At 42.4% G+C, this 14,175-nt stretch carries 16 protein-coding genes; 8 read left to right on the top strand and 8 right to left on the bottom strand.

What is annotated here, in order from left to right; all coding sequences use genetic code 11:
- Positions 1–236: 236 nt before the first annotated feature.
- Positions 237–503, bottom strand: coding sequence for a hypothetical protein (locus Q8P28_11535; GenBank protein ID MDP2683404.1), 267 nt, complete (start codon positions 501–503; stop codon positions 237–239).
- Position 504: 1 nt separating this feature from the next.
- Positions 505–1,191, bottom strand: a complete 687-nt coding sequence (locus Q8P28_11530) for a GntR family transcriptional regulator (protein MDP2683403.1) — start codon at positions 1,189–1,191, stop codon at positions 505–507.
- 200 nt (positions 1,192–1,391) lie between these two features.
- Here Q8P28_11530 and rpmH point away from each other — a divergent pair, with 200 nt between their 5' ends.
- The 7 genes from rpmH (at position 1,392) to Q8P28_11495 (ending at position 8,953) form a co-directional block, all read left to right on the top strand.
- On the top strand, positions 1,392–1,547 hold the full coding sequence (rpmH, locus tag Q8P28_11525; GenBank protein MDP2683402.1) for a 50S ribosomal protein L34: 156 nt from the start codon (positions 1,392–1,394) through the stop codon (positions 1,545–1,547).
- Complete coding sequence (gene rnpA / locus Q8P28_11520; GenBank protein MDP2683401.1) at positions 1,547–1,885, top strand: ribonuclease P protein component; 339 nt, start codon at positions 1,547–1,549, stop codon at positions 1,883–1,885. Before rpmH ends, rnpA begins: the two co-directional genes overlap by 1 nt.
- Before the next feature lie 47 nt (positions 1,886–1,932).
- Complete coding sequence (yidD, locus tag Q8P28_11515; protein ID MDP2683400.1) at positions 1,933–2,145, top strand: membrane protein insertion efficiency factor YidD; 213 nt, start codon at positions 1,933–1,935, stop codon at positions 2,143–2,145.
- A 17-nt stretch (positions 2,146–2,162) separates the two neighbouring features.
- A complete protein-coding gene (yidC, locus tag Q8P28_11510) occupies positions 2,163–3,779 on the top strand; it encodes a membrane protein insertase YidC (protein ID MDP2683399.1) in 1,617 nt (538 codons plus the stop codon).
- Positions 3,780–4,021: 242 nt separating this feature from the next.
- Positions 4,022–7,576 carry a chromosome segregation protein SMC gene (gene smc / locus Q8P28_11505; GenBank protein ID MDP2683398.1) on the top strand — a complete coding sequence of 1,185 codons (3,555 nt, stop codon included), beginning with the start codon at positions 4,022–4,024 and terminating at the stop codon, positions 7,574–7,576.
- 3 nt (positions 7,577–7,579) lie between these two features.
- Complete coding sequence (locus Q8P28_11500; GenBank protein ID MDP2683397.1) at positions 7,580–7,942, top strand: roadblock/LC7 domain-containing protein; 363 nt, start codon at positions 7,580–7,582, stop codon at positions 7,940–7,942.
- A gap of 24 nt (positions 7,943–7,966) precedes the next feature.
- Positions 7,967–8,953, top strand: a complete 987-nt coding sequence (locus Q8P28_11495) for a calcium/sodium antiporter (GenBank protein MDP2683396.1) — start codon at positions 7,967–7,969, stop codon at positions 8,951–8,953.
- Positions 8,954–8,983: 30 nt separating this feature from the next.
- Here Q8P28_11495 and Q8P28_11490 read toward each other — a convergent pair whose 3' ends face one another.
- From Q8P28_11490 to Q8P28_11470, 5 genes are all read right to left on the bottom strand, one after another.
- Positions 8,984–10,534 (bottom strand): AAA family ATPase, encoded by a 1,551-nt coding sequence (locus tag Q8P28_11490; protein MDP2683395.1) that lies wholly within the window; start codon positions 10,532–10,534, stop codon positions 8,984–8,986.
- 3 nt (positions 10,535–10,537) lie between these two features.
- Positions 10,538–11,062 (bottom strand): hypoxanthine phosphoribosyltransferase, encoded by a 525-nt coding sequence (gene hpt / locus Q8P28_11485; GenBank protein MDP2683394.1) that lies wholly within the window; start codon positions 11,060–11,062, stop codon positions 10,538–10,540.
- Between the two features lie 20 nt (positions 11,063–11,082).
- Complete coding sequence (locus Q8P28_11480; GenBank protein ID MDP2683393.1) at positions 11,083–11,388, bottom strand: MTH1187 family thiamine-binding protein; 306 nt, start codon at positions 11,386–11,388, stop codon at positions 11,083–11,085.
- Between the two features lie 38 nt (positions 11,389–11,426).
- Positions 11,427–12,269, bottom strand: coding sequence for an MBL fold metallo-hydrolase (locus tag Q8P28_11475; GenBank protein ID MDP2683392.1), 843 nt, complete (start codon positions 12,267–12,269; stop codon positions 11,427–11,429).
- A 261-nt stretch (positions 12,270–12,530) separates the two neighbouring features.
- A complete protein-coding gene (locus tag Q8P28_11470; protein ID MDP2683391.1) occupies positions 12,531–13,322 on the bottom strand; it encodes a response regulator in 792 nt (263 codons plus the stop codon).
- Between the two features lie 416 nt (positions 13,323–13,738).
- On the opposite strand from Q8P28_11470, the gene Q8P28_11465 reads away from it, so the two are divergent.
- The gene (locus tag Q8P28_11465) at positions 13,739–14,071 is read left to right on the top strand and encodes a (2Fe-2S) ferredoxin domain-containing protein (GenBank protein ID MDP2683390.1); all 333 of its coding nucleotides are present in this window, start codon (positions 13,739–13,741) and stop codon (positions 14,069–14,071) included.
- A 1-nt stretch (position 14,072) separates the two neighbouring features.
- Here the strand turns inward: Q8P28_11465 and Q8P28_11460 are convergent.
- Positions 14,073–14,175 (bottom strand): IS3 family transposase (locus Q8P28_11460; protein MDP2683389.1); only part of this gene is annotated, 103 nt, incomplete at its 5' end.

Raw genomic sequence — 14,175 nt, 5'->3', positions numbered from 1 at the left:
CCTTGACTATCCTTACTGCCTGTGCATAATTCTCTATTGTGGCTCTTTGAGTCATGGGGTATCCTCCTTTTGTTTTGGTATTGGCTTACCATGGAGATACCCCTTTCTTGCTTCTGACACAAGAAATAATACATTACCTGAGTCATTGAAAAATGGAAAGTACAAGTTGAAAAATGTAAAATGGGGGAAATAATTTTGCAATTTGCATTTTGATATTTGCAATTGCAGTTGCCTGGTTACCATATATCAGATTCTATATCGCCGCTCCTCTTTACAAGTATATCAACAATCGCCTTGTTATAAAAATTTGTCTTCTTAAGCAGTTCCTGGTCGATCCTGCTGTTGTAGAGGTCCAGCCCCTCTTTCAGTTCCTTTTCCAGCGCCTCAAACAGGTTGTCGTTCTTTATGCCTTCCTTTACCTTCTCTTTATTATATAAAGCAATATCAGAAAGGATAGTCCTTGCCAGCCTGGCGGCAGCCTCTGGGGATGTAATAAGCGCCATATTAGGCCTGTTCCTTTAATATCTCTTGAGCCAGCAGTTCACCGCCCATTTCCGCATTGGCCTTTACAAGTCTCTCTACAAGGTCAACATCTCTTTTTTTGAATGCCTCTATAATCTCAGTATGCTGTTTGACTGAGCTCTGCATCCTGCCTGGAAGAGAAAGGGCTGCCCTTCTGAATCGTTCAAACTGTTGAACAATTGTATGAATAAGGTTATACAGTTTGTCATTCCCGCACAGTTTTAAAAACACATCGTGCAGTTGGTTGTCCAATTTAAAAAAGTTTTTTACATCATTTTTCTCAGAGCACCTTGTCATCTGTGAATTTAAGTCTTTCATATTCTGTATTTCTTTATCGCCGATTTTGCAGCATGCCATCTTTGCCGCATAGCCCTCAAGCAGGCCCTTTATTGCATAAAACTCTATAACATCCTTGTCTGTTATATGGCTTACAATGGCGCCTTTTCTGGGGGTAAAGGTGATAAACCCCTCAGACTCTAATTGCCGGAAGGCCTCTCGTATAGGGGTTCTGCTTATGCCAAACCTTTCAGCGAGCTCAGGTTCAGGCACCCGCTCTCCGGGTTTAAGCCTCCCTTTCATTATTGCCTCCTTTACAAACTCAACAATCCTTTCCCTTAAGGTAAGGTGTCTTTCCACAGGATAATCAAGTATATTAGCAGACAGTTTCAATAGTTCTCCCTGAGCCCGGCGGGTGCAGGCCTAAATCTGAATTTAAATCGTATTAACAGGCATGAATAAACAAGATATGCTGTAAAATATACAGTATACATACTTAAAGGTCAATATCTTTTTATAAATTCGGCCTTGACAAAACAATATAAAATGTGATTTAAATACTTTTCAAATTTTTTAAGTAAAGAGGGATAGCGATGCCTAAAAGAACTTATCAACCAAGCAATATCAGCAGGAAACGGACTCACGGGTTTCTTGGCAGAATGGCCACGCCGGCCGGAAGGCGTCTAATAAAACGTAGAAGGGCCAAGGGCAGAAAAAGGCTTTCCCCAACAATAAGCACAAATAAATAATGGGGCTGTATTCTTTTACCAAGGCTGAGAGGATCCTTAAGAATAAGGATTTTATCTCGGTGCGTAAACAAGGGAAAAGACTTGCAAGCAAGGGGCTTGTTCTTTTTCTAAAGACAAATAATCTTGGTATAAGAAGGCTTGGACTTGCTGTCAGCAGCAAGGTGGGCGGGGCTGTAAAAAGGAACAGAATTAAACGGCTTTTAAGGGAATCATTCAGGCTTAATAAAGACGCCTTCCCCCCCTCTACTGATATTTTTATATCAGTTAAACAGGGCTTTAATCCCGGTTGTTACAGAGAGGTTGAAAAGGAATTACAAGGTTTAGGATTCAGGGATTAAATCCCCTGAATTTTTGGGCCATGAATTTCTGGCCCAGGTTTGAAATTATGATTAAAACACTTTTGACAGGGATTATCAGGGGTTACAAATATTGTCTGTCTCCTTTTTTAGCCCCGTCATGCCGTTTTTATCCAAGCTGTTCTTCTTATGCCCAGGAAGCTTTAGAAAGGTACGGCCCGGGAAAAGGGATTGGTATTTCTGTTTGCAGACTTCTTAAATGCCATCCATTTCATCCCGGAGGGTACGACCCTGTGCCGTAATAAAAGAGAAAACCCCTATGGAAAAAAGAATTATATTAGCATTGGTATTATCACTGCTGGTTCTCTTTCTTTACCAGCAGTTTGTTGTGCCGTGGGTATCTCCGCCCCCTGCAAAAAAGGTCTCATCAGATAAGGATGCGCCTGAAGATGCGAGGAGGCTGGAAGGCAGCGCCCATGCAATTAAGCAAGAAGAGCCTATTTCCGCTCATAGATATGCAGAGGAAACAGTAACAGCAGAGACCCCTTTGTATAAGGCTGTTTTTTCCAGCAAAGGGGGGGGTGTAAAAAGCTGGGTGTTGAAAAATTATAAAGAAGACCTGAAGCAAACCAGCAGCAATGTAGAAATGATAACGCCTGTATTGGATGAATATCCCCTTGAGGACAGGCTTATTAAAGATGTTGTATCATCGGTTCGGCAGGCTCACGATGAGGTTGTTTATTTTAAACCTTCCAGAACAAACATTTCTCTCAACCCCGGTCAAAAAGAAGAATTTGTCTTTACATGGCAATCTCCGGATGGAATCGGGATTGAAAAGAGATATGCCATTTCAGCTAACACTTACAGTATTCAGGTAGAGACAACTGTTTCAAATACCTCACCCAATCCGTTTGAAGGCAGATTAGTCACAGGCATTGCCTCGTCCATCAAATTTCTGCAAAAGAGAGGCGGCACTTATCATCAAGGGCCGGTTCTCTACTCAGACGGAAATATTCTGACAAAGGATATAAAACAGGGTAGTGAGATGCTGACAGGCAAAATAGGCTGGGCCGGGTTGGAAGAGATGTATTTCATGTCCGCCCTCATTCCTAAAAAAATAGAAAATGCAAAGTGGTCAAGCATAACAGCAGGGGATTTGGTAAAGATAGAGGCTGCTATCCCTCTAAATTTGACACCTGGCGCCAGCGCAACCATCGGCTATACTGCCTATATCGGACCAAAGGAGATGAATATATTAAAGGCTCAAGGTGCTCACCTGGATGATTCTATAAACTATGGCTGGTTTCCCCTTGGCCGAACCCTTAACAAGGCTATGGCAAAACCTATGCATGCGGCCATGAATTTCCTGTATGCATACATCCATAACTACGGCCTTGTCATAATACTTCTCACTGTAGTAATAAAGATACTCTTTCACCCATTGACAAAAAAGGGGCTTGATTCTATGAAAGAGATGCAGAGGATTCAACCGCAGGTAGCTGCCCTAAGGGAGAAATACAAGGATGACAAGGAAAAGATGAACCGTGAGCTTATGGATCTTTATAAAAGATACAGCATCAACCCCCTTGGCGGATGTCTGCCCACAGTTTTACAAATACCTGTTTTTATAGCCCTGTATAATGTGCTTTCAACATCAATGGAACTGAGGCATGCGCCATTTGCCTTTTGGCTGTATGACCTTTCTGCAAAAGATCCATATTATGTCACGCCAATCCTTATGGGCGCAACAATGCTGATACAGCAAAAGATGACGCCTTCTGCCATGGACCCGGTCCAGGCAAAGATGATGCTTATAATGCCCGTAGTGTTTACATTTATGTTTTTAAGCTTCCCGTCCGGCCTTGTCATTTACTGGCTGGTAAACAATGTGCTGTCAATTGCCCAGCAGTATTATATACAGAAAACCACAAAATAGACTCAAGCCCCCAAATAACCCTCCCACGCTCCGCTTCTCATATTTCTCTCTTGTTTATGGCCAATATTTATAATCCCATGTTTTCCACTACATATAGTGGTGTTTTAAAACGGCTTACCCATCTTATTGTATTTTTTCCTTTACAAGAAATTAAAACTCTGGTAGGATTTTTTCAAAAATACCCCTTACCCTTCCTTCTCCCCTGAGGGGAGAGGATTAAGGTGAGGGTGAGGCATATTTAAATGAAAATCAAAAAAATTGAAATCCACGGTTTTAAATCCTTTGTAGATAAGGCAAATCTTATATTTCCAAAGGGCGTTACTGCTATTGTAGGCCCAAACGGCTGCGGCAAGAGTAATATAGTTGACGCCATAAGATGGGTGCTTGGAGAGCAGAATGCGAGGCACTTGCGCGGAAAGATTATGGAGGACATTATATTTAACGGCAGTGAATCAAGAAAGCCCATCGGCATGTCAGAGGTAGTGCTGACGCTTTCCAATGAAGAAGGCATTGCCCCGGCAGAATATGTGAATTTTACTGAGATAGAGATAGCAAGGAGGCTCTACCGTTCAGGTGAAAGCGAATATTACATAAACAAGGTTCAGTCCAGGCTAAAAGATATTGTTGACCTCTTTACAGATACCGGTATTGGCACAAGGGCATATTCCATCATTGAGCAGGGGCAGGTCGGCTGGCTTGTTAATGCAAAGCCTGAAGAAAGACGTATGCTTTTTGAAGAGGCTGCCGGCATCAATAAATTCAAGCACCGTAAAGATGCGGCCTTGCGGAGGCTGGAGGCTACAAAGCAGAACCTTGTCAGACTAAACGATATAATCAGCGAAGTAAAAAGGCAGATGAATTCCCTGAACCGTCAGGCAAAGAAGGCTGAGAAGTACAAGGCTATGAGAGAGGAATTGAAAGGATTTGAATTATTTTTGGCATCTTTGGAGCATAAGGTCTTAAAGCAGAAGCGGCTTGAAGCAGAGAAAAAATTAGAGGAATTCAGGCAAAAGGATATTCTTCTTTCTACTGCGCTATCACAAAAAGGGAGCAGCCTTGAAGAGGTAAAGGCGAGGCATCTGAAGGAAGAATCTGTTTTAAAGGACGTAAGGCAAAAGGCATTTCTTCTGGATAGTCAGATCAAGGACAGAGAAAAAGCGCTTCAGGCAAAAGAGATGAGGGTAGGGGAGCTTAGGAGAAATGAGGAGAGGCTTATAAAGGAGATAGAAGGGTTGAATGTTCAACAGAATACGGTAAAACAAGAGATTGAAGGGCTAATGAGGCTTTTAGCCGAAATACAGGCTGCGGTTGAGGGCGAAGAGGTAAAACTTTTAAATGAAGATGATATTCTGAAGGATGTTGAAAAAAGAGGCCAGGAAAGAGGGGCCAAAGCCCAGGAGTTGAGAAAGAAGAAAGAGGAATTAAGCAACAGGATAACACAAACAAGAAACAATATCGCAGCATTGCTAACAGACGAAGAAAGGCTGAGCCTCTCCATCGGCAAGGCTTTGAGAGAGCAAGAGGAACTGGAAAAGACAATTGAAGATTGCAAATTGAAGATTGTAAATTGTAATTTCAGAAAGCAGGAAGCAGGAAATGATAAAAAAGATATAGAAAAAAGTGAGGAGTTGACCTCTGAACAGCTTAAAGAGCTGGAAGTAAAAATTATACAAAAGGGAAATGCGCTGAATGGCATGAAAGAAGAGTTTACTCATACATCTTCCAGACTTCATACATTAAAGGAACTGGGAAAAAATTTCGAAGGCCTTCATGAGGGTGTAAGGGCTATTATGCTTAACAAGAAAGAAGGCGATTCAGAATACAATCATATTCACGGCCTTGTGGCGGATGTTATTGAGACATCTTCCCAACATGAAAAGGCGGTTGAGACTGTTTTGGGCGAGAGGCTTCAGTATATAATAGTGGAAAGCCAGACTGAAGGGGTCGAGGCTGTTGAGTATTTAAAGACGCAGGCTAAGGGGAGGGGAAGTTTTGTGCCTCTGAAAGAGGTAAGGATGAAGGAGAAAGGGGTATCCGATCCGTATCCCGGCGCGCAGGAGCTTATCAATCAGGTCAGGATAAAGGACGGCTATTATCCGATTGCAAGGTATCTTCTGGGAGATGTGTTTTTGGTGAATAATTTGAATGATGCCGTTCTATTATGGAAGTCAAACGGCATAGACAAGACATTTGTGACGCTTGACGGCGAGATGATTGATCCGCAGGGGGTTATAACAGGCGGTTATTCAAATGGAAAAGATGCAGGCATACTCCAAAAAAGAAGGGAGATAAAAGACCTTTCCCTGTCTGTTTCTCTTCTGGAAAAAAGGATTGCAGAGACAGAGAATGAAACAAAAGGTTTAAAAAACGAGGCAGAGGCAAGCCATAAAAATATGGATGGATTGAAAAAAGACAGCCATTCAAAAGAGATAGAGCTTGTAAATATTGAAGCAGAATTGAAAAGGGAAGAGGCGGAGATTAGCCGCTTAAAACAGCGGCTGGATGTTCTTGAGACCGAGGTTGGCGATGCCCGAAAAGAGAGAGGAACAGCGGCGGCAAAGAAGGCTCATTTCTTAAAAGATAGAGAGTCAATTGAGGTTGAATTAAAGGAAGCAGAAAATGTATTACAGGCAGTTACAGACGAGGTTTCAAACTTATATAGGAGAAAAGATGAGCTTTCCATGGTTGTTACAGATATAAAGGTTAAGCTTGCGTCTTCCAGAGAAAGGCGCGGGGGTGTAAAAGGCCAGATTGAAGACAAAGAAAAATTTCTTGCTGATGTGGAGAATAGAGTAAAGGAAAAACAGGCTGATATAGAAATGGGAATGAGGGAGGTAACAGAAGAGGAGGCTAATGCAGCAGGGATAAAGACAGAATTGGAAGATGCATTGAAGGCAATGGATGATATCCGCAGGCAGGAAATCCGGCAGCAGGAAATGCTTAATCAAACCACGGATGAGGCGCATCAGATTGAAGAGGTATTAAATGCAGTTAAAAAGGATATTACCAAACTTCAGGATGCAGTGAGTTCAGTAAGCCTCAGTTTAAAGGAAATGGAATTAAACCTCAGCCATCTTGTTGAGAAGATGACTGAAAAATATAACGTTGCAATTGAGAGCTATCTTCCATCAGAAGATATGAAGGTCATTGAGAGAGAGACAATGACAGCGAGGATGGATGAACTCAGGACGCAGATAGCAGAGCTCGGCGATGTGAGCCTTGGCGCAATAGAGGAGTACAGAGAGCTTGAGACAAGGCACCAGTTCCTTCTTGACCAGCAAGCAGACCTGAACAACTCAGTTGAAACCTTACACAAGGCAATAAATAGGATAAACAGGACAACAAGGCAGCTTTTCAGGGAGACATTTGATGCAATCAATCTAAAATTTCAGGAGGTTTTTCCAAAATTCTTCCAGGGGGGCAAGGCTGAGCTCAGGCTTGTTGATGAAGGAGATTTGCTTGAATCAGGCATAGAGATTGTTGCCCAGCCTCCTGGCAAGAGATTACAAAGCATAAGCCTTCTCTCAGGCGGTGAAAAGGCGCTTACAGCCACATCGCTGATATTTTCCATATTCTTGATTAAACCCAGCCCCTTCTGTCTTTTAGACGAGGTGGATGCGCCGCTTGATGATGCCAATATAGACAGGTTCAACGGTTTTCTGAAAGAGATGTCAAAAAAATCCCAGTTCATCCTTATAACCCATAACAAAAGGACAATGGAGATAGCGGACACATTGTTTGGAATTACAATGGAGGAGCCCGGGATATCAAAGACTGTTTCTGTTCGGTTGAATTAAACTATGCCCTTCAAAGCCATATTAGAAAATCTTGTTGCAAAGACGCCAGGCGCTACCGGCGCTATTTTGCTGGATTGGGAGGGGGAGGCAGTAGCGGATTTTTCCAAAGTTCCTGATATGGATATGCCTGCTATAGGCGCGCATAAAGGCATTATTCTTAATCTTGCAAGAGATGCAATGCTTAACCTTAAACAAGCGAATGGCGTCAAGACAATTGCCATTTCCACAGAACGTGCCGGAGTTGCCATCTCCACCATCAAGGAGGGCTACTATCTCGTAGTTACATTGGAAAAAACCGGGCCTTTTGGCAGGGCCTTTTTTGAAATAAAGAAATCCATCAGGGATATTGAAAGGGAGATGGGATGAAATGGCAGCCTTGAAACAGGCACCTTGCAGCTACTCCCCGATAAAGGCATTCAGGTACATGCCTTTATGATGGACATCCTGCTTTTTGTTGCCGGCCTTACAGCGCTTTATTTTGGAGCGAATTGGCTTGTTAAGGGCGCCGCCAGGCTTGCAATCTCATTGAATATTCAGCCTGTTGTTGTGGGCCTTACGGTTGTTGCCTTTGGCACATCAATGCCTGAGTTTGTTGTAAGTTTCATCGGAGCGTTGAAGGGTCTGCCTGATATTGCCCTTGGCAATATAGTTGGCAGCAATATTGTAAATATCGGGCTTATCCTTGGGTTATCCGCAATTATATATCCCCTTTCAGTTCACATGAAGCTTGTCAGGTTTGAAATCCCGTTTATGGTATTTGCAGCAGTTATCCTTTTTATTGTTTCGATAGACGGGATTATTTCACGCATAGACAGTATTTTATTTGCCGCAATCTTTACAGCATATATTGTTTATACAATAAAGGTTTCCAAAAAAGAGTCTAAAAGGGTCAAGGAAGAATATAAGGAGTTTTTACAAAAGAAGGACAGTATTACAAAAGATTTAATTCTCATTGCCGCAGGGTTTGCAGTTCTGATTGCAGGCGCAGAGATTTTAGTCAGGGCTGCTCTTTCCATTGCCAGGGCAATGGGTATAAGCGAGTTGATTATAGGAATGACAATAGTTGCTGTGGGGACATCTCTGCCTGAGCTTGCCACATCCGCAGTTGCCGTATTTAAAAAAGAGGCGGATATAAGCATAGGGAATATTGTCGGCAGCAACATTTTTAATATACTATTTATACTCGGGATAACAGGGACAATCCAGCCCGTAGCAGTAAATCCGGAGGCATTAAAACTGCATATGCCTGTGATGATATTTATAAGCCTTGCACTCTTTGTCTTTATGAAAACAAGCAGCGCGACGATAGGCCGTCTAAAGGGCGCGGCGCTTATACTGATGTACGCAGGCTATTGTGGATATATTATAGTTTTTTGAGTTATATTTGCCGGCAGGAGTTGGTTCCCTTTACCCAAATATTTTATCAAGCGCCATATTTTTTATCTTATCAATATCAAGCGATGTGTTTATCTGAGTATGAGGTTTTTTTGTTGTTTCGTAGGTTTGTTTTTGTTTTTCATATATTTCCCACCTGCCGTCTGAAACAACTCCCTCTTGTTTTGCCCTCTTATCTAAGCGCTGTTGTATTATATCCTCGCTGGCAGTGCATTCAATAATATGGAATTCTGCCCCGAGCTTTTTTGCCAGTCCCATTGCCTCTTGCCTAATCTTGACTTTTTGAAATGTGGCGTCCAGAATCACGGAGACGCCTTTTTTCAAAAAACCCTCTCCCATTTTGAACATTTCTAAGTAAGTCTTTTCTGTGAACTCCTCTGTATATATCCCTTCGCCAAACCTTTCAAATCTATGCTCGGATGGCCGGATGAGCGCCAGTTTCTTTCTCACAATATCGGATGATATAACCTTCATCCCGGTTTCTGCTGCCAGGGCATTGGCGATTGTGGTTTTCCCTGTTCCTGTAAGCCCGCATATCAGTATCAGGATGGGTCTGCAACCCCCTGTCGCATAAAGTCTTGCAAGGTAAAAATATCTCTTTGCCTTTAATGCCGCGTTTTCCCTTTCTTTCTGCGGCGCCTCCTTCTGGTCTGTTTTAAAGCCCTCTACCTTGCCCCTTACATATGCCCTGTAACATTTATAAAAATCCAACAGCTCACCGGCATCTTTATCTTTAGACATATGGATATATTCACTGCAAAAGGTCTTTGATAAATCATGGCAGTTGTAAAAATCCAGGTCCATTGCAAGGAAGGCGCTGTCCGCAGCCGTATCTGAATACCTGAATCTTTCATTGAATTCTATGCAGTCAAAGATATAGATGCCGTTTGTTATGCAGATATGCTCTGAGTGTATATCCCCGTGGCAGTCTTTTATAAAACCCTTTTCAGTCCTTTTTGTAAATAGCCCGTGCCTTGCCTTTAGGAAGTTTTGAGTATAATTTTTAATTATATCAAACTGCGCCTTCGTAACTGTCCTTCCGATATAGTTTTGTGTCTGAGTAAAATTTTCCTCCGTATTTTTTTCTATGACAGAGGGATGGCCAAACCCGGATATATAAAGATTTGTCTTTGCCCTCTTGTGGAAGTCTGCTATGACATCCGCTATCCGTTTAACCATAGGCTCTGTTGCACTTCCTGTCTTGAGCATCCTGTCCATCATCTTGTCAGAAGGGAGCCTTTTCATCTTGACCGCATATTCAACCGCATCCCCTTTGCCTTCAAATACAAATTCACCGTTCTTCTTATTTATCTCTACCACGCCAATATAGATATCAGGCGAAAGCCTCTTGTTAAGGGCGATCTCCTGATGGCAGAAAAATCTTCTCTTTTCAAGGGTTGTAAAATTCAAAAAGCCGAAATCAACAGGTTTTTTTATTTTATAGACATATTTGGGGGTAAGGAAAAGATAGGAGATATGAGTCTGTCCGAGTTCTATTGTGTCAGGCAAATCAGGATAGGCTTCTTTTTTCAGCAATGCGCTTATAATCGGCGGAAGCGGCATATATCAAGCCTTTTCCATCACATATATACCCGGCAGGTATCGGTATTTCTCATTATAGTCAAGGCCGTATCCTACAAGGAAAACATCTTTTGCATAGAAGCCAAGATAATCTATTTTTAGAGGCAACTGTCTGCGATGAGGTTTGTCAATAAGCGCGCAGGTCTTTAAAGAGGCTGGTTTTTTTGTCTTCAGGTGTTTAAGGATAACATCCAGTGTAAGCCCTGTATCCACTATGTCCTCTACAACTAGTACATCTCTGTTTTCAATGCCGACGTCTATATCCTTTGTAATCCGCACAGCGCCTGAGCTTACATCTATCGCTCCATAGCTTGCAGCCCTTATGAAATCTATTTCAAGAGGTATTTGCAACGTTCTTATTAAATCTGCCAGAAAGATAAAAGAGCCTTTTAATATGCCTATGAGAAGCGGCGCCTTGCCTGTATAATCCATCCTTATCTCATTGGCAAGCCGGCTTACGGCAAGATGGATTTCCTCGGCAGTAAATAGCTGTTTTAGATGAGATTCCATTTTATTATGTTTGTAATGCCTTATTTCTTAACTTCTTTACCCAATCTTTTTTCAACGGATTTTAGTTTCTCTGTTATGCGGTTGGGTTTGCCGGGGCGGTCGTCAACAGAGATAGATATTAAAGCCCGCGGCGAAATCTTAAGCACTTCCTGATGACATCTCTTTATAATTGCCATCACTTCATCCCAGTTGCCCTCAATTACGGTTCCCATAGGGTTTGCTTTATAGGGAAGACCGCTCTCATCTACAATCTTCAAGACTCGCGCAATCTGGTCTCCCATGCTCTCGCCAACACCAATTGGAACAATGCTAAACTCTGCCAGCATAATATGCCTCCTTTGAAGACGTTTTTACCGCTTGCTTTTTACAACGTTATCTCCATATCTTTTGCAACTGCGAAGCATTCCATATTTGAGCCCCTTTCCCTTATTATCCTTCTGCAGTCGGTAACCATGCTGTCTATTTGCTCATCTGTCCGTTCCTGATTGTGGTGAAACAGCCCAAATCTTTTTACGCCTGCCTCAAGGGCAAGGGTCAGGCTGTCTAAATAAACAGAATGTCCCCATGTCTTTGTAAACTTATTATACTCCTCCGGCAGATATTCTGAATCATGGATTAAAAGATCCGCCCCTCTGGAGAATTCTATGTAATCCTCAAATTTAAGCCCGCCGGGATGGATATAGGTAAGCTCGTTATCAGTGATGAATACAAAGTTTTTGCCGTTCTCGCTGAATTTGTAGCCCATCCCCTGGTTTGGATGGCTTAAATGAATAGACTCTATGGAAAGCCCCTTTATTCTGAACCACTCAGGGCATGCGCCTATGTATGATATCTCCGCCTTCATATCTTCAAACCTCACTGGAAAGTTAGGCGCTTGCATGGTTTTTGATATAATCTGTTTTATGGATTCCTGCGCAAGAGAAGCCCCCAGCATATTTATCCGTGTGTCTTTGATATATAATGGTTTGAAAAACGGAAATCCAAGGATGTGGTCCCAGTGGGCGTGGGTAAAGATTATGTTGAGTTCCTTCCTTTTTTCCTTTACAAGACTGTTCCCAAGCCTCCTTATGCCTGATCCGGCGTCTATTATAACGATATTATCGTCCTTTGTCCGAAGCTCTATGCAAGTGGTGTCGCCGCCGTATTTCAGATATTCCTTGCCTGAAACAGGAATGGATCCCCTTGAACCCCAACATCTTATTAGCACAGATTTAGCCCTCCGTTTATAAATCCGTCCCCCACACCCTCCCCCTGTCCCCCTCCGTGAGGGGGATAAAGGGTGAGGGTGTGGGGGTTCTTAATCAGGCAAGATAATATACCCTAAAACAGGAATTGTCAATAACTACAAGACCTTATCTTTTTTTGTCAAAAAAAAGCCCACCGATCCTATACCGGGGGCTTTTTAGAAAATTAGTTTATTGTTACCACACTTGCAACATAGAAACAGGGCTTTAGCTATGGTATATAGCTATGATTCCAGTATCTGTTTTACCCGCTCTGCGAGCTTATTCGGGGTTGTTGTCATCTTCGAAAGAAAGTCTGTTATGCCGAATGAGGCAATCTTTTCAACCTCCTGTGAGGTTATCTTTCCTGAAAGCACAACAACCTTTATCTTCTTCCATGCTTCATTGGCGCGCAGGAGCTGTATCAGTTTCACGCCGTCCATCCCCTCCATCTGAAGGTCTATTATCAAGAGGTCAGGTACTTCCTTGTTAATAAGTTTTATTGCATCCATGCCGCTTGCCGCTTCTCTTACGGCACAACCTGCCAGCACCAGCTTATTTTTATATATATTCCTTGCCGAGGCCAAATCATCAACAAGCAAGACTTTCTTCCTCTTATCAACATCAGCGGCCTCTGCTCCGAGGGGGTGGGCATCCATATTCTCCGCTATAAATCTTTTTAGTCTTTCCAAAGTAGCCTGACTGTTATTTATAAATACCACACCAACGCCGACGCCTTCCTGTACAAACGAAACACGCGCCTGTGCCTTAATCGGGAGATCGCCTTCAGCAAGGGTAAAATTCAAGTCAATCAGCCTGCCTTTTGGAAACGGGATCTGCGTGTATATGAACATGCCGCCTTCGCTTATATCCAGGACATAGCCTCTAACAGCATTATTTATCAGCACTTCCTTTTTAACCAACAACCTGGCTTGCCTGCGGTCTTTTGTGCTATCTTCCATTAAGCATATCTCCCTTCCCTGCTTACTACCGCTTACTAATATTTCTTTTTTCAGCCATAAGCCCTTCCTTCGCATAAGGGTTCAAGGATTCGACCTTGGACCCCTTCCACTTTGTTTTCCCTATTATCTTTCCTATCTCCTCATTTGTCTTGCCCTCCCGCACTCATCTTAAGATATTTATCTTTGATGGCGATAACGTTGACCCATTTTTCGGTTTTATCTTCTTTTTCACAATAGACATAGGATTACATTAACCTCTGCCAAATACTACATTTTTTCCTATACTATTACTAGTATTACTACCATGTTTCCAGTCCAATATTCAAGAGGCAAAGTCTATTAGTAATTATCAACCTAAAATCCAACCTCTGTCAACTACTCACTTGGGCAGGTAACCCGGGCTGACAATCTGACCTTAGCCATTTATCTTTTTTATACAAAATATCTTGACATGGATATTTTAAACGGATATTCTTTGCATTCACTTTGCGATGAAACCGTATAAACTTCACATTTTTGTATGCCACGGTAAAAACTGTTCTGCTGCCGGTTCTGAAAGACTGCTTGAGGTTTTAAGAGACAGATTAGATTCGGAAGGTTTGGCCGCAGAGATTAAAACCTCCAAGAGCGGATGTCTTAGTGTATGCAAGGAAACCAATCCAAAAGGCGGGCTGTGTCCTGCTGTTGTTATATATCCGGAAGGGATCTGGTATCATAATGTGGCCGAAGCTGATATAGCAGAGATCGTGGAAAAACATATCAGGGGCGGCAAATTAGTAGAAAGGGTTTTTGGACTTCCCCCGAATTTAAGGACACTAAGTTAGGTTAGGCTACCATAGATTCGAGCTCATAAGATACTGGAGAAAGATACCCCAGTGTTGAGTGACGTCTCTTTCGATTATAGAATATTTCAATATAATTAAAAATA

It is taken from the genome of Deltaproteobacteria bacterium, from assembly GCA_030690165.1.
Classification (GTDB): Bacteria; Desulfobacterota; GWC2-55-46; order UBA9637; family UBA9637; genus JACRNJ01.
The sequence above is the reverse complement of the archived record's forward strand: the minus strand, read 5'-3'. Positions and strand labels throughout refer to the sequence as shown.